Raw genomic sequence first — 20,355 nt, forward strand, 5'->3', positions numbered from 1 at the left:
CTGACGAAGTTTGCAGGGCCTCAACGCAACCCGTCACGAAACTGCCCCGGCGTCATCCCGGTCCAGCGCTTGAACGCCCGGCTGAAGCTGCTGGTATCGGCAAACCCGAGCAGGTAGCTGATCTCGCTCAGTGAACACTGCGGATCGCGCAGGTGCAGCAGTGCCAGGTTCTCCCTGCATTCGTTGAGCAGCGTGTCATAGCGGCAGCCCTCGTCGGCCAGGTGCCGTTGCAGGCTGCGCAGGCTCAGGTGCAGGGCCTGGGCGATGCGTTCGGCCGAAGGCTCGCCCTCCGGCAACTGCGCCTCGATGGCCTGGCGCACCTTGCGCTCCCAGGTCAGCGGCTTGAGTTGCGCCAGGGTGCGGTTCAGCACCGCTTCGTTGTGTTCGGCCAGCTCCGGGTTGGCGTCGTCCAGATGGCTGTCGAAATCGCTGCAGGCGAACTCCAGGCAATCCTGCGCGGCCGCAAAGAACACCGGCGCGCGAAACACCGTGTGCCAGGGCTTGGGGTCCGTCGGCTCGGCCCGCCGCAGGTGCACCGCCAACGGCGCGTATTCGCGGCCCAGGCGGTTGCGGCAGGTGCGCACGTAGATCGCGGCGAACGCATCGATGGCTTCCGGGGCCGGCTCCGGGCTGCCCTTGGGCACCCGCAGGCTGAAGCGGTAGCGCTCGCCTTCACGGCTCAGTTCCAGCTCCAGGGCATCGCTGACCACCGTGTGGTAGCGCACGATGCGCTCGAACACCTCGCGCAGGCTGCCGCTGGCGACCAGCGCATAGCCGAGGGCATGGAAGGTGGTCGGGCTGACGAACCGCGACACCCGCAGGCCGATCGCCGGATCGCCGCTGGCCTGCACTGCCAACTGCCAGAGACGGGTGGTGGCCGACAGCGGGTAGCGGGCGTTGGGATCGTCCATCAGTTGCGGGTCGACCCCGGCCTCGCGGCACAGGGCGGCACTGTCGAGGCCGAGGGCGTCGAGCTGCTTGCGCAGGGCGCGGGTCCAGCTGGAAAGCGAAGTCGGTTCAGGCATGTTGGCGCGTCCGGTCAACGGGTTGGCGTTCGCGGCTACGGCCTTCAGAGATGCTACGGCGCAAGATGCGAACATCAATGACCAGAGGATGGAATCATGGAAGGTGTTTGCGCAAGTCCCCAGGCCACGAATGTTCAGGCGCTGGACGATCAGCAGCGCTGCGCGCGCATTCGTGAGGTGGTGCTGGCCCGGGGCGTCGAACTGCGTCGGCGCTACCCGCTGCTCAATCACCAGGACGCCATCGGCGCGGGCATCCTGGCCTTCGCCCTGGCCGGCATGATCGGCTCGGCGGTGCTCTATATCGAGGGCTACCTGGCCTGGTGGGCGTGCCTGCTGGTCAACGCCTTCCTCGCCTCGCTGACCCACGAGCTGGAGCATGACCTGATCCACAGCATGTATTTCCGCAGGCGGCGCGTGCCGCACAACCTGATGCTGGCGCTGGTCTGGCTGGCGCGGCCGAGCACCATCAACCCCTGGGTGCGCCGTCACCTGCACCTCAACCACCACAAGGTTTCCGGCACCGAGGCCGACATGGAGGAGCGTGCGATCACCAACGGCGAGCCGTGGGGGCTGGCGCGGCTGCTGATGGTCGGCGACAACGTGATGTCGGCGCTGATCCGCGCAGGCCGGGCGAAGAGCTGGGCGCACCGGCGCGCCATTCTCAAGCGTGTGGTGCTGGTCTATGCACCACTGGCCCTGCTGCACTGGGGCGCCTGGTATGTGTTCCTCGGGTTCCATGGCGCCAACGGCGTCGCCGCGCTGCTGGGGACCTCGATCGACTGGTCGGCCGGGACCCTGGCGACGATGCGGGTGATCGACATCGCGGCGGTGGTGATCATCGGGCCGAACGTGCTGCGTACCTTCTGCCTGCATTTCATCAGCTCGAACATGCACTACTACGGCGATGTCGAGCCGGGCAACGTGATCCAGCAGACCCAGGTGCTCAACCCCTGGTGGCTATGGCCGCTGCAGGCGTTCTGCTTCAACTTCGGCAGCACCCACGGCATTCACCACTTCGTGGTCAAGGAACCCTTCTACCTTCGCCAGATGACCGCGCCGGTGGCCCACAAGGTGATGGCCGAGATGGGCGTGCGCTTCAATGATTTCGGCACCTTTGCCCGGGCGAACCGGTTTGTCCGCCAGGAACGTGGCCGTGTACAGGCGGCGAGGGTCGTACAGGGCTGAAGGGCTGCTTTCGATCGTTCCCGCGCGCTGCGTGGGAACGCCTCCCTGGATACGCTGCGTTATAGGCTGAATTGCCACGCAGAGCGTGAACGATCAGTGCAGCTTGCAGGGGCGAGGAACGCTCAATCCGGCTGAAACGGCGACGCGCTGAGAATCACCCCGGTTTCCTCGACATAGCGCTGCCAATGTTCGATCAGCATCGCCAGCCGCTCCGGCTGTGCCTCGGCCAGGTCGTGGATTTCTCCTGGATCGGCACTCAGGTCGTATAGCTGCCAGGTCGCCGGGCCCACCGGGCCGGGGATATACACCGCCTTCCAGTGGCCCTGGCGAATCGCCCGGCGGCCGAACAGCTCCCAGCCCGTCACCGTGTGTTCGTCGTGCACTTGCGCGGTCTCGCCGGACAGGAAGCCCAGCCACGACTTGCCCCGCAGCGGCGCCACTTCCCTGCCGTGCCAGCGCTTGCCCGGATGGCGCACGCCGGCCAGGTCGAGAATGGTCGGGGTGATGTCCATCACCGTGGCAAAGCCATGGCTGATCTGCCCTGGCCGGGTCAGCGGCGGGTAGTGCAGCAACGCCGGCACACGGATGCCGCCCTCGGTGGTGAAGGCCTTGAACAGCCGCGACGGCGCCGTCGCCGCCTGGGCCCAGGCCGGGCCGTACCAGACGTAGGAGTTGGCCCGGCCGATGTTCTCCAGGCTGTTGTCGTAATGCCGGTCCAGGTAGCCGAGCAGTTCCGGGCCGAACTTGGGGAAGGCTTCCAGCAGGGCACCTTCGGCACCGTTGTCGGACATGAACAGGATGAAGGTGTTGTCCAGCAGGCCCTGCTTGCGCAGGTAAGCCACGACCCTGCCGATGTTCCAGTCCATCCGCTCGACCATCGCCGCATACACCTCCATGGCCCGCGCCGAGCGCTGGCGCTGTTCCTCGCTCAGCGAGTCCCACTCAGTGCTCAGGCCGAGCAGCGGATGCGGCTCGACCGCGCTGTCGACCAGACCCAGTTGCCGCAGCTTCTCCAGGCGTTCCAGGCGCAGCACTTCAGGGCCGGCGTCATAGCGCCCCTTGTAGCGGGCGACCACCTCGGCCGGCGCCTGCAATGGCCAGTGCGGCGCGGAAAACGGCAGGTAGGCGAAGAACGGCTGGCTCTGGTCGCGTTCCTTGAGGTACTGCAGCAGCTTGTCGGCGAAGGCATCGGAGGAATAGAAATCGGCCGGCAACCGTTCGACGAAATCCTGGTTTTCGATGTACAGCGCCGGGGTCGATTTGAGCAGGCCCGGGGTGGTCTCGTCGTAGGTCGGCTCGAAACCGTAGTGGTTGGCCGCGCCCGGCAGCAGCGAGAACGAGCGCTGGAAACCGCGCGCGTGAGGCGCCTGTTCGGCGGTCAGGCCCAGGTGCCACTTGCCGCTGATCCAGGTCTGGTAGCCGGATTCGCGCAGCAGCTCGGGCAGCGCCACCACCCGGTCGTTGAGGTAGCCCTCGTAGCCCGGCTTGCCGATCAACTCCGGGGTCAGCGCCTCGGCCATGGTGCCGATGCCGGCGATATGGTGGTCAGTGCCGGTCAGCAGCATCGAGCGGGTCGGCGAGCAGGTCGGCGCGGTGTGGAAGTCGGTCAGGCGCAGGCCGCCATGGGCCAGGGCATCGAGGTTCGGCGTGGCGATCTCGCCGCCGAAGGCGCCAAGGTCGGAAAAGCCGAGGTCGTCGGCCAGGATCACCAGGAAGTTCGGACGTTGCGCCATGTCGGGGTTCCTCTCAGCAGGCGATGAAGGTCAGGGGCAGGTCGCGGATCTGTTCGGGTTGCGGCGGCTGGTAGTGGTCGTCGCTGGTCAGTTCATGCAGCAGCTCCTCGCGCAGGCGGTGGAACTCGAAGCCGCTGCGCTGGCGCGGATGGGGCAGGGCGATCTCGACCACGCGCTTGATCCGCCCGGGGCGCGGCTCCATCACCACCACTCGGTCGGCGAGGAAAATAGCCTCTTCCACATCGTGGGTGACCAGCAGCGTGGTGATCTTCGCCCGTTCGCGGATCGCCAGCAGTTCGTCCTGCATCTGCTGGCGGGTCAGCGCGTCGAGGGCGCCGAACGGCTCGTCCAGCAGCAGAATGCGCGGGCTGGCCACCAGCCCGCGGGCGATCGCCACGCGTTGGGCCATGCCGCCGGAGAGCTGGTGCGGATAGGCGCGGGCGAAGTCGGCCAGGCCGACCAGTTGGATGAACTGCTCGATGCGCCGCTGGCGTTCGCGCTTGTCCAGCGCTTCGTTGACCAGGCCCAGGCCGATGTTCTCCTCGACCGTCAGCCAGGGAAACAGCCGGTGCTCCTGGAAGACGATGCCGCGTTCGCTGCCGATGCCGTCGACCACCCGGCCATCGACGCGGATTTCGCCGCGAAAGGCGGTGTCCAGGCCGATCAGCAGGCGCAGCAGGGTGGATTTGCCGCAGCCGCTGGAGCCGACGATGGCGACGAATTCGCCTTCGCCGATGTCCAGGCTGAAATTGTCGATGGCCTGCAGTTCGGCGCCGTCGACGTCGAAGGATTTGCCGACCTGGTTGAAACTGACCAGTGCTGTGTTCATGCGTGTCTCCAGCGGGTGGCGCGGGTTTCGAGGCGTTGGCCGAGCAGGTTGATCAGCGCGCCGGTGAGGCCGACCACGAGCATGCCGGCCATGATCACGTTCATCTGCAGCAACTGCTGCGCGCCGATCATCAGAGAGCCGATGCCGCCGTTGGACGGCATGAAATATTCGGCGCCGAGGGTGCCGAGCCAGGCGTAGACCAGGCTCAGGCGCAGGCCGGCGAAGATCCCCGGCGCGGCGCCGGGCAGCACCAGCCTGCGCAGCCGCTGCCAGAGGTTCAGACGCAGCACCCGGGCCGCTTCGGTCAGTTGTGGCGAAAGGTTGGCGACGCTGCGTTGGGTGGCGATGAACAGTGGGAAGAACGCGGCGAGGCCGACGAACACCACCTTGGCCCCTTCGCCCAGGCCGAACCAGGCGGTGATCAGCGGCACCCAGGCGAAGATCGCGATCTGGCGCAGCGCCGACAGGCTGGGGCCGAGCAGGCGTTCGGAGGTCCTCGACAAGCCCAGCAGCAAGCCCAGGCCCAGGCCCAGCGAACCGCCGAGCAGCAGGCCGGCGAAGGTGCGCTTCAGGCTCAGGCCGAGGCCGCCCGGCAGGCTGCCGTCGAGCAGGCCGTTCCAGGTGCTGTGCAGCACCGCCAGGGGGCTGGCGAGGATGCCGCCGTCGATCCACTCAAGCTCGCTCGCCAGTTGCCAGAGCACCAGCAGCGTCAGCGGCAGCAGCCACGGTTGCAGGCGCTGCCAGCCCTGGTAACGCGGGCCCTGGGGAATCTGCGCGGTGGCCGGATGCGGCCAGTGCACCAGGCGCCGGTCGAGCAGGGCGATGCCGCGATCCATCAGCACGCCGATCACACCGATGACCAGGATGCAGACGAAGACGATATCGAGCATGAACAACTGCCGGGCGTAGACCATCAGATAGCCGATGCCCTCGCTGGAGGCCAGCAGTTCCACGGCCAGCAGCGAGGTCCAGCCGGCGGCCAGGGCCAGGCGCAAACCGGCCATGAACGCCGGCAGCGCGGCGGGCAGGATCAATCGGCGCACCAGCAGGTAGGGCGACAATCGCAGTACCGCGGCGGCCTCGCGCAGGCGCGGTTGGGCATCACGCACGCCCACCAGGGTGTGCAGGGTCACCGGGACCACGATGGCCTTGATCAGCACCACCAGCTTGAGCAGTTCGCCGATGCCGAAAAACACCATGAACAGCGGAATCCAGGCCAGGGTCGGAATCTGCGCCAGGGCACTGAAGGTGGGGAATACCAGGCGCTCGGCGCGACGGCTGAAACCGAGACTGGCGCCGAGCAAGGCGCCGAGGCCGACACCCGCGAGCAGGCCGTACAGCAGCCGTTGCAGGCTGATCCACAAATGGCCCCACAGCTCGCCGCTGCCCAGCTCCAGTGCGCTTTGCGCCACCAGCGCGGGCGACGGCAGGATCTGCTGGCTCATCCAGTGCTGACGGCTGGCGGTCCACCACAAGGCGGCGAGGGCCAGCGGCAGCAGCCAGGGCAACAGGTGCCGACCCAGGTTGGGCCAGCGCCGGTGGGTCCCGGCGGGCGGTAGCGTCAGCGGCAGGCTGAGCAGAGAAACACGGGCCATGGCGGACCTCCGTTGTCGGTTTCCGGGCGATGCACGGCGTGAAGGTAAATATGCTTCTTCGATCTATAAATAATCTTATCGATTCTATTGAGAGATAAGGAAAGGCCATTTAAGGCTCGTGTGGAGCAGGCATCCAATGCATTCGGAGAATATTTTCCATGCGTTTGCTGCATATCCGCGCAGCGACGGGGTTTGACGGCTTATATTTCCTAAAGTTACTAAAATGTGAATTATTAGTATTTTATTGTTGGTGAGAACTGTGCCTACCTTCAGCGCCTCGAAGCCTGTCACCAAGGAGCACCCACCATGAAAACCCTGTTCAATGGCCGTCTTGCCCGGCTGTTCGCCACCCCTTTGCTGGCCGGCGTGCTGAGCGGCGTGTCGCTGTCTGGCGCAGCGGCCGAGGTCAGGGAGATCCGCATTGCGGTGCCCGACCTGAGCGCCGGCACCCAGCACAGCGGCGGGGGCGTGGTGGATGTGCTGCGCAGCCAGCAGATCCTGGAAAAGGCCTTTGCCGACCAGGGCATCAGGATCCAGTGGAATTTCTTCAAGGGCGCCGGCCCGGTGATCAACGAGGCGATCGCCAATGGTCAGGTGGACTTTGCCTATCTGGGCGACCTGGCGGCGATCATCGGCAAGTCCAACGGGCTGGATACGCGGCTGCTGAGTGCGACCGCACGCGGGGTCAAGCAGTACCTGGGCGTGGTGCCCGGTTCCGGGATCAATTCCCTGCAGGACCTCAAGGGCAAGCGCGTGGCGGTGTTCCGTGGCACCGCCTCGCAACTGTCCTTCGATGCCGCGCTGGCCAGCCAGGGCCTGAGCGAGAAGGACCTCAAGGTCATCAACCTGGACTTCAGCGCGGCGGTGGCGGCACTGGCGGCAAAACAGGTCGATGCGTCCTGGGGCGGTTCGAACCTGACGGCGTTGCAGGCCAAGGGCCTGGCCGAATTGCCGGTGACCACCAGGACACTGGGCGGTGCGGGCAGCATCCAGAGTGTGCTGCTGGGCTCGGGAGCGTTCGTCGATGCCCACCCGGAACTGGTTGCCCAACTGCTCAAGGCGCAACAGCAGGCGGTGGACTGGCTGACCCGGGAGGACAACAAGGACGCCTATGTGCAGCTGGTTTCCGGACTGGCGAGTTATCCACAGGTGATTCTGCAACAGGACCTCAAGGACGAGAAACTGAGCGAAATTTTCCCTTCGCAGCTGGACCCGGTCTTCCTCGGCAAGTTGCAGGATTCGGTGGACCTGGCGGCGCAGCAGAAGCTGATTCGCCGGCCGTTCAAGGTGACGGACTGGGTGGCGCCGAACCTGGCGGCGGCGGGGCTGTGATCAGCGTTGCTCTTTAGGGCTTGTCGCGGCGGCGAACCGCCGCGAACAGGACAGTCAGACCGCCACCCGTTCCTCCTGGCTATCCACAGCCACCAGCGTCTCGATCATCGCCCGCGCCGCCGGCGACAGCCGGAACCCGGTGCGGCTGACGATGCCGCAGCGCGCGCTCAGGTGCTCGATGTTTTGCGGCAGGTTGCGCCAATGCAGCTGTACCAGCGCATCCTTCTCCACATCCTCCTCGAACGCCTCCCGACTGCCCAGCCCAATGGCGTTGGAACGGCGCACGATCTTCACCAGCGCCGGAAAATGCTCGGTCTCGATGTTCGGCGAAAAGTCCGTGCGCCCACTCAGATTCGCCAGCACCTTGCGAATGCCCGGCGGAATCAGCGTGGTCGCCAGCGGGTAGTCGAACATGTCGTTGGTCGACAGGCTTTCCTTGGCCAGCAACGGATGCCCCGGCCGGCAGAAGAACACCCCGCCACGGGGCCGCAGCGCCTGGGTCTGGAAATTCGGGTCGGCCTCGAAATGACGGATGTCGGCTATGAAGAACTCGATCTCCTCGCGGCTCAGGCTGCGGCTGAGCCGTTCCCAGTTATCCACACGGAAGCGCGTGTGCACCTTCGGGTGGGCGTTGAGGAACCGCGCCACCGCTTCCGGCACCAGCTTCACCGCCGGTGCCGGGCCACAACCGAAGCGCAACTCGCCGGCATCGAGCTTGGTCATCTGCGTCACTTCGGCACTGAGCAGCGCCGCGCCCTGCACCAGGCTCAGGGCGTGCTGCAGCACCACCTGGCCTTCGGGGGTGGGGCGCAGGTCCTTGTTGCCGCGGTCCACCAGCACGCAGCCGAACTCCTGCTCCAGCCCCTGGATACTGCGGCTGAAGGCCGGCTGAGTGATGCCCATGGCGTCCGCCGCACGGACAAAACTGCGGTGTTCGTTGAGGGCGATGAAGTAACGCAACTGGCGAAGATCCATATGCTTTCCCGGCATCCGAAAAATAGCTCGAAGGTATTTGCGACGAGCAGGGCTTGAGGTTTTAAATGCAAGCTCTTATTCCGTCAACGAAGCATGTCAATATCTATTAGATGTAAATGGAATATAGATAGAGCATTGCTTCGCGGCGGCTCCAACCGCAAGCAGTCGACGAGGGACCTTCCATGAGCAATGCCGCACTGGCTGTAAAACCCGCTGTACACGCCCTGGACATTCACCCGGTGGCCGGTCGGATCGGTGCCGAGATCCGTGGCGTCGCGTTGTCCGGTGACCTGGATGCCAGTGTCATCGAGGCGATCCAGCAGGCGCTGTTGCAGTACAAGGTGATCTTCTTCCGTGGCCAGACCCACCTCGACGACCAGAGCCAGGAGGCCTTTGCCCACCTGCTCGGCGAGCCGGTAGCGCACCCGACGGTGCCGGTGCGCGACGGCACCCGCTACCTGATGGAACTGGACGGCACCCAGGGCCAGCGGGCCAACTCCTGGCACACCGACGTGACCTTCGTCGACGCCTATCCGAAAGCCTCGATCCTGCGCTCGGTACTGGCCCCGGCGGCCGGTGGCGACACCGTGTGGGCGAACGCGGCAGCGGCCTACGAGGAACTGCCGGCGGAACTGCGCGAACTGGCGGACAAGCTCTGGGCGGTGCACAGCAACGAGTACGACTACGCCGGTCTGCGGCCGAACGTCTCGGCGCAGGCGCAGGAACGCTATCGCCAGGTGTTCACCTCCACCGTGTACGAAACCGAACATCCGGTGGTGCGCGTGCACCCGATCAGCGGCGAGCGCAGCCTGCTGCTGGGGCACTTCGTCAAGCGTATCAAGGGCTACCTGCCGGCGGATTCGGCGCATCTGTTCAGCGTGCTGCAGAGCCACGTGACGCGCCTGGAAAACACTGTGCGCTGGCGCTGGCAGACCGGTGACGTGGCGATCTGGGACAACCGTGCGACCCAGCACTACGCGGTCGACGACTACGGCACCCAGGCGCGCATCGTGCGCCGGGTGACGCTCAAGGGCGAGGTGCCGGTGGGGGTGCAGGGGCAGCGCAGCCAGACCCTTCGCGGGGCAAGCTGAAGACCATACCCCGATCGTTCTCACGCAGAGCGTGGGAACGATCAGTTCATCCCGCCAGTCACCAGACCCCGATCTGCACCACCTTCTCCGTCTCCGGCTCGCCATAGCGGAACCGCTGCCCACGCAGGTCGATCTCCTCATGGCTGATGGTGGTCCGGCGCTTGAGGCCGCGCAGCCAGTCGAGCAGATGGCCCAGGTGTTCCTCGCGCACCGCCGCGAACGCCGGGTCGGCGCCGAGGTCGTGCAACTCCTGTGGATCATTTTCCAGGTCGAACAACTGCGGACGGAAGCCGTCGTAGGCCAGGTATTTCCAGCGCTCGCTGCGCACCATGGTGATCCGGCAACGGTCGATCGGCTGGCCCAGTCGCTCCCGCGCCGGCGCCTGGAAGGCATAGTCGTATTCGGCGATGGCATAGCGGCGCCAGTCCGGCTGTTCGCCATGCAGCAGCGGTACCAGCGAACGCCCCTCCAGCCGATGCTCCGCCCCCGGCAGCCCCAGCGCGTCGAGAAAGGTCGGCAGCGCGTCGATGGTTTCCACCAGCCGCTCATCCACCGTGCCCCGGGTACTGTCCGCTGCCGCACGTGGGTCGCGCACGATCAGCGGCACGCCGACTGCAGGTTCGAGCAGGAACTCCTTCTCGCCGAGGAAGTGATCGCCGAGGAAGTCGCCGTGGTCGCTGGTGAAGACGATCAGTGTGTCGTCCCAGCGCCCACTCTGCTGCAGCACATCGAACAGTCGTCCGAGCTGGTCGTCCACCTGCCTGATCAGGCCCATGTAGGTCGGCACCACGTTCAGGCGCACTTCGTCGCGGGAGAAGTTCAGGCTTTCCTCATGCTGGCGGAAGGCGTTGTACACCGGGTGGTCGCTGGCCGCGCCAGGCGCCGGGCGGACCGGCGCGATCACCTGCTCGCGCCCGTACAGCGCGTGATACGGCGCCGGGGCGATGTACGGCCAATGCGGCTTGATGTACGACAGGTGCAGGCACCAGGGCCGCTCGCCCTGTTCGCGGATGAAGTCGATGGCACGGTCGGTGGTGTACACGGTTTCCGAGTGCTGTTGGGGAATCCGCGCCGGCCGGTGGGCGTTGCGCATCTTCCAGCCGCTGAGGATTTCACCGTCGCTGCCTTCGGCGGCGTTGGCCCAGTCGTGCCAGGGATTCTCGCCGCTGTAGCCGAGTTCGCGCAGGTAATGGGTGTAGGGTGCCGATTCACGCTTGTCGGCGAACAGCGGGCTGTCGGGGTAGATGCCGTCGTGGCGCATCCAGGGTTCGAAGCCGACCTCGTTCAGCGGCTCGGCCTGCGGGCTGTCGGGGTCGATGGCCAACCGTTGCAGGGCGTCGAGATTGGGCGTGGCGTGGGTCTTGCCGACCAGTGCGGTGCGGATGCCGTGGGGCCGCAGGTAATCGCCGAGGGTCAGTTCCTCCAGCGGCAGCGGCACGGCGTTCCAGGCCACCTGGTGGCTGCTGACATAACGCCCGGTATAGGCCGACATCCGCGACGGGCCGCAGATGGTGCCCTGGGTATAGGCGCGGCTGAAACGCACGCCGGCGGCGGCCAGGCGGTCGATGTTCGGCGTGTGCAGGTGAGGGTGGCCGTAGCAGGACAGGTAATCGCGACGCAGCTGGTCGCACATGATGTAGAGCACGTTGCGCACGTGGGACATGGGGGTTCACCGCGGTGGAGGACAGGTAGGCGATTTCGCGGGCCGGGGCGGGTTTCGGCAAGTGCATTCGGTGACTGTTTTTCATGCATCCGGTGCATGGCGGTGGGGCATGAGGGCCTATTCGCGGGCAAGCCCGGCTCCTACAGGGTTCACGTACCGTATGTAGGAGCCGGGCTTGCCCGCGAATAGGTCATCTCAGACAGCCACCTGCTCCAGATTGCACACCTCACCCACCTCCACCGCATCCTCGCACTTGATCTGCTCGATCATCGCCTCGGCCAGCGGCGACAGCCGATAGCCGGCGCGGCTGACGATGCCGTAGCGGGTGTACAGCTCCTCCCGGTCATCGGCCAAGCCCTCGACCTTCAGCTTCACCAACTCACCCCGGGCATAGTCCCAGGCATCGCTGTTCTCCCCACAGATGCCGATGGCATCCGAGCGCAACACCACGCCGAGCAGGCTGAAGGCGCTCTCGCATTCCACCTGCGGGGTGAAGTCCGGTCGGCTGCTGAGGTCGGCGATCACCTTGCGCAGGTTCGGTGGGCGGATCGTCGAGGCCAGTGGATAACTCAGCAACTGCTCGGCCGTCACGCTTTCGCGGGACGCCAGCGGGTGCCCGGCGCGACAGCAGAAATACCATTTGCGTGGGCGCAGGCGCTGGGTCTGGTAGTCCGGATTGGCCTCGAAATAACGGGTATCGGCGACGAAAAACTCGAACTCGTCATTGAGCAGACGCTTGCCCAGGCTCTGCCAGTCATCCACCTGGAACTGTACCCGGGCCCTGGGGTAGCGGTCGATGAAATGGCCGATGGCCTGCGGGATCAGCCCCGAGGCCGGCGCCGGGCCGCAACCGAAGCGCAGCTCGCCGGCCTCCAGGCCGTTGAACTGGCTGATCTCGTTGGCCAGTTGCTGGGCGCCGCTGACCAGCCGCCGGGCATGTTCGAGCAGGACCTGGCCCTGTTTGGTCGGCGCCAGGTCCTTGCGGCCACGGTCCACCAACTGGCAGCCGGCACTGTGCTCCAGGGCCTGGATGCTGCGGCTGAAGGCCGATTGCGAGAGGTTCACCGCCAACGCGGCGGCGACGAAGCTGCGGTGCTCGGCTAGGGCAATGAAGTGGCGAAGTTGGCGCAGATCGATATGCATTTTTCACATAAAAAATATCGGGGAAATGCATTGGCTATGCATCCGCTCGACTCCTTATAAAGGCAATCTCTTATGCAGTAAATCTTTGTAAAAACATAAATAAATAACTTTAAAGAATATACAGGTTGTATATTTTTTGATCGGGAGCCGCCCATGACTTCGCCCAATCCAGCAGTGCACCACCCTTCCCGACGGCTCAAGCGCTTGCCCCTGGCCCTGTTGCTGGCGGGGAGCGCCAGCTGGTCGCTGGGCCATGCCGCCGAGAGCGAGACCCCGCAGGAGGCTGCGCCGGCCGCCACTACCAGCAAGGCCAAGTCCGACAGCGGGCGCCTGTACACCGTGACCGTCACCGCCCGGCGCCGTGAGGAGAGTTCGCAGAGCGTGCCCACGCCGATCAGTGTGGTCAGTGGCCAGGCCCTGGAAAGCCAGCGGGTCTATCGCATCCAGGACCTGCAGCAACTGGTGCCCAGCGTGAACGTTGCCTACATGCATGCGCGCCAGTCCAGCGTGTCGATCCGCGGCCTGGGCAACAACCCGGCCAGCGACGGCCTGGAAGGCAGCGTCGGGCTGTACATCGACAACGTCTACCTGGGGCGGCCGGGCATGGCGGTGTTCGACCTGATGGATATCGAACAGCTGGAAGTGCTGCGCGGCCCCCAGGGTACGCTGTTCGGCAAGAACACCACCGCCGGGGTGATCAACATCAACACCCGCGCGCCGAGTTTCACCCCGGAGCGCAGCATCGAGACGTCGGTGGGCGAGGACGGCTACTTCCAGACCAAGGGCAGCCTTTCCGGGCCGATCAACGACCAGTTGGCCGGGCGCCTGTCGGCCTATCGCACCCGCAGCGATGGCGACATCAGGAATGAGTACGACGGTCACGACCTCAACGGCGGCTCGCGCGACGGTTTCCGCGCGCAATTGCTGTTCAAGCCCAGCGAGAACTTCAACCTGCGCTGGATCGGCGACTACAACGAGGAAGACTCCAGCGCCGGTACCCGCGTGCTGTACAGCACCGGGCCGACCATCAACGGCGTCAATCTCTACCGGTCACGGGCCGCTGCCGCCGGGGCGACCCTGGTCAATGGCGCGGATCGCAAGGTCAATCTCAATGGCCAGCAGCGGGTCACGGTGTTCCAGGGCGGCAGTTCCCTGGAGGCCAACTGGACCCTGCCCAGCGACTTCACCCTGACTTCGGTCAGTTCCTACCGCTGGTGGAATTTCACCCCACGCAACGACGACGGGCTCAACACCACCGCGTACTACAACGCCGGGGTCTCGGTGGAGGACAAGCAGTGGTCCCAGGAAATTCGCCTGGCCTCGCCCACCGGCGGCTTCTTCGACTATGTGCTGGGGGCCTACTACTTCGGCTCCAGGCTCGATAACAAGAGTTTCAACTACTACGGGCCCCAGGCCGACATCTGGAACGGCACCGCCACCGGTGCGCTGAACAATGTCACCAGCATCGGCAACGGCCATATCGAAACCGACAGCTTCGCGCTGTTCGCCCAGGGCACCTGGCACCTGACCGAGCGCCTGGACTTCACCGCCGGTCTGCGTGGCAGCTACGAGGAAAAAAGCGCCTGGGTGACCCGTGATGCCCCGCTCGGCGGTGCCGCGGTGACCGGTGCCGCCGCCAACGCCCGGCGTGCCCGCGCCGGCGCCTACGACTCCGGCAACCTCAGCCAGTACAGCACCAGCCCGTCCGGCCTGCTCAACCTGAGCTATCGCTTCAGTGACGACCTGCTCGGCTACGCGACCCTGTCCCATGGCGAGAAGTCCGGCGGGGTGAACCTCGCGGTCGGCTCGGCACCCACCGCCGGTGCCGACTCACTGCTGATCGGCACCGAGCGGGCGAACAACGCCGAGCTGGGCTTCAAGAGCACACTGTGGGACAAGCGCCTGCAACTCAATGCCAACCTGTTCTGGACCCAGGTCAACGGCTACCAGACCAACGCCTACGACGACGCCAACCGCGTGCAGTACCTGACCAACGCCGGCTCGGTGCGCTCGCTCGGGGTGGAGGTCGAGAGCACACTGATTCCCGTGCGTGGCCTGACGCTCAACCTCAACGGTTCCTACAACGATGTGCGGTACTTGTCCTATAAGGATGCGCCATGCCCGCCGGAAGTCAGCCTGCGTCCGGGGGCACCGGCGTCCTGCGACCTTACCGGGCACCAGGTGGTCGGGGCCTCGAAGTGGATCGCCAATGCCAACGGCGAGTACAAGTGGAACCTGGAGAACGGCCTGGAACCCTACGTCACCGCCAGCTATGCGTTCCGCTCCAAGGCAGTGGGCACGGTCGAGGACTCCAGCTACGGGCAGATTCCCAGTTACGCCGTGGTCAACCTGTCCACCGGCCTGCGCGGCGATTTCAACCAGGGCCAGTGGGATGTCTCGCTGTGGCTGAAGAACGCCTTCGACAAGACCTACTACACCACCCTCTGGACCGCCAGCAACGGCGGCTATGAAGGCTTGCTCGGTACGCCGCGGACCCTGGGGGTGACCGGGCGTTATGACTTCTAGGTGTCCAGCCTGATGCCTTGGGGGAATATTTTTCATGCCTGAAAAGCATCGGTTTTTCACCGATAGGCTGCAGCCCTTGAACCACGCGGCCTTGCGCGGATCGGCAAAAATACATATTCACTTTAGGCATATCCATAACCTCAAAGATTACTTTAAGGACTAAGCAGCCTGCGGGGATCATCGACACCTCAAGGCCCCCACGTGCGCCGCGACGATTTTTAGCTGAAGACCGCAGGAGTGATTCAATGGGCAATGTCCAGACCGCTGCCAGTGCACATGAGGTGCTCTGGCGCCAGGCACCGGGTGGCGAGTTGGTCGATCTCGGCCGGCCGCACCGTGCGCCGCTGGGGCAACTGCGCCTGCAGAAAGCCCCCAAGGGCATTCTCAGCCGGCGCGAGGCGGTGTTGCTCGGGGCGTTCGCCCTGGTGCTGCATGGCGCGGTGATCTACTGGCTGAGCCGGCAGCAGACCCCGGTACTGCCAGTGGTACCGCCGCAAATCCCGCCGATGACCATCGAGTTCTCCCAGCCGGCACCGCCCGTGGTCGAACCGCCACCGCCGGTGCAGCCTCCGCCGCCACCTCCCGTGGTGGAGCCACCGCCACCGGTGGTCGACGAACTGGCGGCCAAGCCCGCGCCGCCCAAGCCGATCCCCAAGCCCAAGCCGAAACCGGTGCCCAAGCCTGAGCCGAAGCCTGTGCCCAAGCCGGTCGAGCAACCGCCCGCACCGCCGCAGCCCGCCGCGCCGCCCGCTCCACCGGCACCGCCGGCGCCGCCTGCTCCGGCCCCGGTGACGCCTGCGTCGGCCAACGCCGCGTACCTGAAGAACCCGGCGCCGGAATACCCGTCGCTGGCTCAGCGTCGCGGTTGGGAAGGCACGGTGGTGCTGCGGGTGCAGGTCCTGGCCAGCGGTAAACCGGGCGAGATACAGATTCAGAAAAGCAGTGGTCGCCAGCAACTCGACGACGCTGCCCTGGCAGCGGTGAAGCGTTGGAGCTTCGTCCCTGCCAAACAGGGCGATGTCGCCCAGGTCGGCTGGGTCAGCGTGCCCATCGACTTCAAGATCCACTGACCGGCCGCCAATGCGCTGAACGTTTTTAGAGGGAACACATCATGAGTTTACTGGCATCTCCACTTCAATCCATCGAAAGCGCGGTGATCTGGCTGCTGGTGGTCTTCTCCGTCGTCACTTGGGGCCTGGCGCTGCTCAAGGCGGTGCAGTTCGGTCGCCTGAAAGGCCAGGATCGGCGCTTCCACAAACAGTTCTGGGCCGCCTCCAGCCTCGACTCGGCCGCCGAGTTGAGCGAAACCCAGCCCGGTGCCGCAGCCCGTGTGGCCCAGGCCGGTTATGCGGCGATCCAGGTTGGTGACGGCAGCCCTGCCGCCGACCTGAGCCAGGCGATCAACCACCAGGACCGTCTGGAGCGCGCCCTGCGTCAGCAGATCGTGCGTGAGCGACGCTCGCTGGAAACCGGCCTGGCGGTGGTCGCCAGTATCGGCAGTACCTCGCCGTTCATCGGTCTGTTCGGGACCGTGTGGGGGATCATGGAAGCCCTGAAAGGCATCAGCGCCGCCGGTTCCGCCAGCCTGGAAACCGTGGCCGGGCCGATCGGTGCCGCCCTGGTGGCAACGGGTGTCGGCATCGCCGTCGCCGTGCCGGCGGTGCTGGTCTACAACTACTTCCTGCGGCGTCTGAAGCTCACCGCCGCCGACCTCGACGACTTCGCCCACGACTTCTACAGCCTGGCGCAGAAGAGCGCGTTCCGCGTGCTGGTGCACCCGACCGTGAACAAGGGCGCTGCCCAGGGTTCGACGCAGAAAGTGAAGGAGGCGTCCTGACATGGCCTTTTCCACTCAAGACAGCGATGAAGTGCTGAGCGAGATCAACGTCACGCCGCTGGTGGACGTGATGCTGGTACTGCTGGTGGTGTTCATCGTCACCGCGCCGCTTTTGACCAACGCGATCCCGATCAACCTGCCCAAGACCGAAGCGGTGGCGCCGGTGGAGCAGAAGGACCCGCTGGTGGTGAGCATCGACGGCAACGGCAAGCTGTTCATCAACAAGGACGAGATCCAGCCCGACCTGCTGGAAACCAACCTCCAGGCAGCCAAGGCCAAGGACCCGGAACTGCGCGTGCAACTGCAGGCCGACAATGGCGTGAACTACGGCGAAGTGGCGCGAGCCATGGCCTCCATCGAGCGGGCGGGCATCACCAAGTTGTCGGTGATCACCGCACGCTGACCGCAACCGAACCTCGCGTTTCTCGGGCCGTTTCCTTGGCAGGGTGCGGCCCTTTTTTATTTCCGCCAGGCGTGTGCCGTCGGAGCTTCTGTAGGTGAGAGGCTTGTCGGGGCGGCGAATCGGCGTGAACCGCCGTAGGCCGCCATCAGAAACCGGATTGGATGGCCGCCCATGGGCGGTTCGCGGGCAAGCCTCGCTCCCACAAGGGGATGCTCTGATATTTCTTATTGGTATTAATAAATAGCTTCTTATTCCTTAACGAATATATCTCGCCTCCCTATACTCGATCAGGAACGCAAACGCTGGAGGAGGTGTACCCCATGCGCAACGAGTCGATTCGTTATCTGATCGTGCCGGGCTGGCAAGGATCGCCAGAAGATCATTGGCAAACCCATTGGCAGAACAGCCTGCCCAACAGCGCGCGGGTGGAACAGGCCGACTGGCTGACGCCCCGCCGCGAAGACTGGGTCGCGGCCCTGGCCGAAGCCATCGCCGCCGACAGCACGCCGGTGATCCTGATCGCCCACAGCCTGGGTTGCATCACCGTGGCCCACTGGGCCCGCACCGCGCCGGCGCACCTGCTGCATCAGGTCCAGGGGGCGCTGCTGGTGGCCCCGGCCGATGTCGAGCGGCCCGCTTGCGCGCCAGCGTTGCGTCATTTCGCGCCGATCCCGGGCGATCCGTTGCCCTTCCCGAGCCAGGTCGTCGCCTCCGACAACGATCCGGCGGTCAGCGCCCCGCGCGCCCTGGAACTGGCCCGCCAGTGGGGCGCCGAGGCCGGCATCATCAGCGGTGCCGGGCACATCAACGTCAAGTCCGGCCACCAGCGCTGGGAGCAGGGATTCGCCTACCTGTATCGCCTGCAAACCCGCATGGAACACCATTCCCTGCGCCGCGCCTGAATGTCTTTCCTCGTTCAACGCCCCCGCCACCCGGCGGATCCGGGCGGGAGTCTGTCATGAGTCTGCATGAAACCTTCGGTCAGCCATTGCTGACCTTTCCCGATGCGGAGAAAAGTCCGCTGAGCATTCGCGCCAAGGCGCTGGTGTTCGTCGATCCGCGCTCGCGCCAACTGCGCGAGGAGCTTGAACAACTGGCGCCGAAGGCGCTGCCGGTATTGATCCGCGGCGAAACCGGCAGCGGCAAGGAGCTGCTGGCCCGGCATATTCACCGGGCCAGCGATCGGGGCGGGCTGTTCGTTTCGGTCAACTGCGGCGCCATCAGCCCGACCTATGCCGATGCCGAGCTGTTCGGCCATGCGGCCGGGGCCCACAGTGGCTCGGCGAGCAGCCGCGCCGGCTGGTTCGGCTCGGCCAATGGTGGCACCCTGTACCTGGACGAGATCGGCGACCTGCCGCTGCCGATCCAGATCAAGCTGCTGGCGGCCCTGGAGAACCATGAAGTCACCCGCGTCGGCGCACACCAGCCGAGCCCGGTGGACGTGCGGCTGGTCGCGGCGACCAGTATCGACCTGGCCCAGGCGGTCGCGGTGGGCAAGTTTCACGAACGGCTCTACAGTTACCTCAGCGAAGGCCGCCTGGAGCTGCCGGCGCTGCGCGAGCGGGTGGGCGACATCCTGTCGTTGGCCGAATATTTCCTCGGCATCTACAGCCAGCGGCTGAGCCTGCCGGTGCCGCTGATCAGCGAAAGTGCCCAGCGCGCCCTGGAACGCCACAGCTGGCCGGGCAATACCCGCGAGTTGGAGAACGTCATTCACTTCGCCCTGCTGGTCAGCAGTGGCGACGAAATCCTGCCGGAGCACCTGAACCTGCCGCAGCCGCTGGCGGTGATCGAGCACCTGCTTGCCGGCAGTTCGCCCGAGGAGCGGGCGGCGCTCAAGCGTCTGTTGGATTGATCGAACGTCTATGCTGTGGAGCGCTCATTCCTCCTGCGGCGTGTGCGTTCCCTGTGACTTGCTCCTACAGGTGTGGTGCAAGGCGGGGAAAGCTGTATGAGCAAAATGGAATATGAAGATGAATAAAAGGTATTGTTCGGGAATAAAAAATCCCGGTATCTTCCATTCCATGCAAGCGATATCAAATTGCTTGCACCTCTCTTCTCCAGGCTGTCGTCGGTGACGACCGTGATTTTCGATAAGGACACTGCATGAAAAAGGTTCTGCTGTTTACTGCATTGGCGGCTGCTCTGACCGCTGGCCTGGCCCAGGCTGGGGAAAAACTGGTGGTGGCGGCCACGCCGATTCCGCACGCGGAAATCCTCGAACTGATCAAGCCGACCCTCGCCAAAGAAGGCGTGGATCTGGAAGTGAAGGTCTTCACCGACTACGTACAGCCCAACACCCAGGTCGCCGAGAAACACCTGGACGCCAACTACTTCCAGACCAAGCCTTACCTGGATGGCTTCAACAAGGGCAAGGGCACCAACCTGGTCACCGTGATCGGTGTGCACGTCGAACCGTTCGGCGGCTACTCGAAGAAGGTCAAGAGCCTGTCCGAACTGAAGGACGGCGCGACCATCGCGATCCCGAACGAAGGCAGCAACGCCGGCCGCGCCCTGCTGCTGTTGCAGAGCAAGGGCCTGATCGAGTTGAAGGACCCGAAAAACGCGCTGTCGACGCCCAAGGACATCGCCAAGAACCCACACAAGTTCAAGTTCAAGGAACTGGAATCGGCTCTGCTGCCACGGGTTCTGGACCAGGTCGACCTGGACCTGATCAACACCAACTACGCGCTGGAAGCCGGCCTGAACCCGGCCAAGGACGCCCTGCTGATCGAGGGTTCGGACTCGCCTTACGTGAACTTCCTGGTGGCCCGTCCTGACAACCAGAACAGCGACGCCATCCAGAAGCTGGCCAAGGCACTGACCAGCCCTGAAGTGAAGGCTTTCATCGATTCGAAGTACAAGGGCGCGGTGCTGCCGGCGTTCTGATCCAGCGACAACCCCTTCAAGGTTTGAACGCCGACGAGCGATTAGCGTCGGCGTTTTTTATGCCTGGGCTTTCACCGCCCGGCGCAACGCCACCAGCAGTTTGACGATGTCCTTTGGGTCGAGTTTTTG

The 20,355-nt window shown here is 65.0% G+C and carries 17 protein-coding genes; 10 read left to right on the plus strand and 7 right to left on the minus strand.

Annotation, left to right across the window (positions count from 1 at the left end; genetic code table 11):
• Positions 1-20: 20 nt before the first annotated feature.
• A complete protein-coding gene (locus tag PF66_RS04315) occupies positions 21-1,025 on the minus strand; it encodes an AraC family transcriptional regulator (protein ID WP_054061976.1) in 1,005 nt (334 codons plus the stop codon).
• 96 nt (positions 1,026-1,121) lie between these two features.
• Here PF66_RS04315 and PF66_RS04320 point away from each other — a divergent pair, with 96 nt between their 5' ends.
• Positions 1,122-2,210: a fatty acid desaturase gene (locus PF66_RS04320; RefSeq protein WP_054061977.1), complete on the plus strand. Its 1,089-nt coding sequence runs from the start codon at positions 1,122-1,124 to the stop codon at positions 2,208-2,210.
• Positions 2,211-2,332: 122 nt separating this feature from the next.
• On the opposite strand, the gene PF66_RS04325 is transcribed toward PF66_RS04320, so the two are convergent.
• The 3 genes from PF66_RS04325 to PF66_RS04335 are packed head-to-tail and all read right to left on the minus strand — an operon-like array spanning position 2,333 to position 6,367.
• Positions 2,333-3,943: an arylsulfatase gene (locus tag PF66_RS04325; RefSeq protein ID WP_054058219.1), complete on the minus strand. Its 1,611-nt coding sequence runs from the start codon at positions 3,941-3,943 to the stop codon at positions 2,333-2,335.
• A 13-nt stretch (positions 3,944-3,956) separates the two neighbouring features.
• On the minus strand, positions 3,957-4,772 hold the full coding sequence (locus PF66_RS04330; protein ID WP_054061978.1) for an ABC transporter ATP-binding protein: 816 nt from the start codon (positions 4,770-4,772) through the stop codon (positions 3,957-3,959).
• Positions 4,769-6,367: an ABC transporter permease gene (locus tag PF66_RS04335; RefSeq protein WP_054061979.1), complete on the minus strand. Its 1,599-nt coding sequence runs from the start codon at positions 6,365-6,367 to the stop codon at positions 4,769-4,771. The genes PF66_RS04330 and PF66_RS04335 overlap by 4 nt, the downstream gene beginning before the upstream one ends.
• Before the next feature lie 306 nt (positions 6,368-6,673).
• Here PF66_RS04335 and PF66_RS04340 point away from each other — a divergent pair, with 306 nt between their 5' ends.
• A complete protein-coding gene (locus PF66_RS04340; protein ID WP_054060964.1) occupies positions 6,674-7,699 on the plus strand; it encodes an ABC transporter substrate-binding protein in 1,026 nt (341 codons plus the stop codon).
• A 54-nt stretch (positions 7,700-7,753) separates the two neighbouring features.
• On the opposite strand, the gene PF66_RS04345 is transcribed toward PF66_RS04340, so the two are convergent.
• Complete coding sequence (locus PF66_RS04345) at positions 7,754-8,674, minus strand: LysR family transcriptional regulator (RefSeq protein ID WP_054060965.1); 921 nt, start codon at positions 8,672-8,674, stop codon at positions 7,754-7,756.
• A gap of 182 nt (positions 8,675-8,856) precedes the next feature.
• Here PF66_RS04345 and PF66_RS04350 point away from each other — a divergent pair, with 182 nt between their 5' ends.
• Positions 8,857-9,765 (plus strand): TauD/TfdA dioxygenase family protein, encoded by a 909-nt coding sequence (locus PF66_RS04350; RefSeq protein ID WP_054061980.1) that lies wholly within the window; start codon positions 8,857-8,859, stop codon positions 9,763-9,765.
• Between the two features lie 58 nt (positions 9,766-9,823).
• On the opposite strand, the gene PF66_RS04355 is transcribed toward PF66_RS04350, so the two are convergent.
• Both PF66_RS04355 and PF66_RS04360 read right to left on the minus strand, forming a co-directional pair.
• Positions 9,824-11,428, minus strand: a complete 1,605-nt coding sequence (locus tag PF66_RS04355; RefSeq protein ID WP_054061981.1) for an alkaline phosphatase family protein — start codon at positions 11,426-11,428, stop codon at positions 9,824-9,826.
• 195 nt (positions 11,429-11,623) lie between these two features.
• On the minus strand, positions 11,624-12,571 hold the full coding sequence (locus PF66_RS04360) for a LysR family transcriptional regulator (RefSeq protein WP_054061982.1): 948 nt from the start codon (positions 12,569-12,571) through the stop codon (positions 11,624-11,626).
• Positions 12,572-12,724: 153 nt separating this feature from the next.
• Here PF66_RS04360 and PF66_RS04365 point away from each other — a divergent pair, with 153 nt between their 5' ends.
• The 7 genes from PF66_RS04365 to PF66_RS04395 all read left to right on the plus strand — a co-directional run bounded on the left by PF66_RS04365 (position 12,725) and on the right by PF66_RS04395 (position 20,226).
• Positions 12,725-15,097, plus strand: a complete 2,373-nt coding sequence (locus PF66_RS04365) for a TonB-dependent receptor (protein ID WP_054061983.1) — start codon at positions 12,725-12,727, stop codon at positions 15,095-15,097.
• A 245-nt stretch (positions 15,098-15,342) separates the two neighbouring features.
• A complete protein-coding gene (locus PF66_RS04370; protein ID WP_054061984.1) occupies positions 15,343-16,167 on the plus strand; it encodes an energy transducer TonB in 825 nt (274 codons plus the stop codon).
• A 41-nt stretch (positions 16,168-16,208) separates the two neighbouring features.
• Positions 16,209-16,934 carry a MotA/TolQ/ExbB proton channel family protein gene (locus PF66_RS04375; RefSeq protein ID WP_054061985.1) on the plus strand — a complete coding sequence of 242 codons (726 nt, stop codon included), beginning with the start codon at positions 16,209-16,211 and terminating at the stop codon, positions 16,932-16,934.
• Position 16,935: 1 nt separating this feature from the next.
• Complete coding sequence (locus tag PF66_RS04380; protein WP_054061986.1) at positions 16,936-17,337, plus strand: ExbD/TolR family protein; 402 nt, start codon at positions 16,936-16,938, stop codon at positions 17,335-17,337.
• Between the two features lie 320 nt (positions 17,338-17,657).
• Positions 17,658-18,239, plus strand: coding sequence for an alpha/beta hydrolase (locus PF66_RS04385; protein ID WP_054061987.1), 582 nt, complete (start codon positions 17,658-17,660; stop codon positions 18,237-18,239).
• Positions 18,240-18,295: 56 nt separating this feature from the next.
• A complete protein-coding gene (locus PF66_RS04390) occupies positions 18,296-19,192 on the plus strand; it encodes a sigma 54-interacting transcriptional regulator (protein ID WP_054058287.1) in 897 nt (298 codons plus the stop codon).
• Positions 19,193-19,443: 251 nt separating this feature from the next.
• Positions 19,444-20,226: a MetQ/NlpA family ABC transporter substrate-binding protein gene (locus tag PF66_RS04395; RefSeq protein WP_054058288.1), complete on the plus strand. Its 783-nt coding sequence runs from the start codon at positions 19,444-19,446 to the stop codon at positions 20,224-20,226.
• Positions 20,227-20,355 lie beyond the last annotated feature (129 nt).

It is taken from the genome of Pseudomonas asplenii, from assembly GCF_001293465.1.
Classification (GTDB): domain Bacteria; phylum Pseudomonadota; class Gammaproteobacteria; order Pseudomonadales; family Pseudomonadaceae; genus Aquipseudomonas; species Aquipseudomonas fuscovaginae_B.

Bases quoted from the DNA above. Each gene is read 5' to 3' on its own strand.
- PF66_RS04315 (WP_054061976.1), bottom strand. From the start codon at position 1,025: ATGCCTGAACCGACTTCGCTTTCCAGCTGGACCCGCGCCCTGCGCAAG.
- PF66_RS04320 (WP_054061977.1), top strand. From the start codon at position 1,122: ATGGAAGGTGTTTGCGCAAGTCCCCAGGCCACGAATGTTCAGGCGCTG.
- PF66_RS04325 (WP_054058219.1), bottom strand. From the start codon at position 3,943: ATGGCGCAACGTCCGAACTTCCTGGTGATCCTGGCCGACGACCTCGGC.
- PF66_RS04330 (WP_054061978.1), bottom strand. From the start codon at position 4,772: ATGAACACAGCACTGGTCAGTTTCAACCAGGTCGGCAAATCCTTCGAC.
- PF66_RS04335 (WP_054061979.1), bottom strand. From the start codon at position 6,367: ATGGCCCGTGTTTCTCTGCTCAGCCTGCCGCTGACGCTACCGCCCGCC.
- PF66_RS04340 (WP_054060964.1), top strand. From the start codon at position 6,674: ATGAAAACCCTGTTCAATGGCCGTCTTGCCCGGCTGTTCGCCACCCCT.
- PF66_RS04345 (WP_054060965.1), bottom strand. From the start codon at position 8,674: ATGGATCTTCGCCAGTTGCGTTACTTCATCGCCCTCAACGAACACCGC.
- PF66_RS04350 (WP_054061980.1), top strand. From the start codon at position 8,857: ATGAGCAATGCCGCACTGGCTGTAAAACCCGCTGTACACGCCCTGGAC.
- PF66_RS04355 (WP_054061981.1), bottom strand. From the start codon at position 11,428: ATGTCCCACGTGCGCAACGTGCTCTACATCATGTGCGACCAGCTGCGT.
- PF66_RS04360 (WP_054061982.1), bottom strand. From the start codon at position 12,571: ATGCATATCGATCTGCGCCAACTTCGCCACTTCATTGCCCTAGCCGAG.
- PF66_RS04365 (WP_054061983.1), top strand. From the start codon at position 12,725: ATGACTTCGCCCAATCCAGCAGTGCACCACCCTTCCCGACGGCTCAAG.
- PF66_RS04370 (WP_054061984.1), top strand. From the start codon at position 15,343: ATGGGCAATGTCCAGACCGCTGCCAGTGCACATGAGGTGCTCTGGCGC.
- PF66_RS04375 (WP_054061985.1), top strand. From the start codon at position 16,209: ATGAGTTTACTGGCATCTCCACTTCAATCCATCGAAAGCGCGGTGATC.
- PF66_RS04380 (WP_054061986.1), top strand. From the start codon at position 16,936: ATGGCCTTTTCCACTCAAGACAGCGATGAAGTGCTGAGCGAGATCAAC.
- PF66_RS04385 (WP_054061987.1), top strand. From the start codon at position 17,658: ATGCGCAACGAGTCGATTCGTTATCTGATCGTGCCGGGCTGGCAAGGA.
- PF66_RS04390 (WP_054058287.1), top strand. From the start codon at position 18,296: ATGAGTCTGCATGAAACCTTCGGTCAGCCATTGCTGACCTTTCCCGAT.
- PF66_RS04395 (WP_054058288.1), top strand. From the start codon at position 19,444: ATGAAAAAGGTTCTGCTGTTTACTGCATTGGCGGCTGCTCTGACCGCT.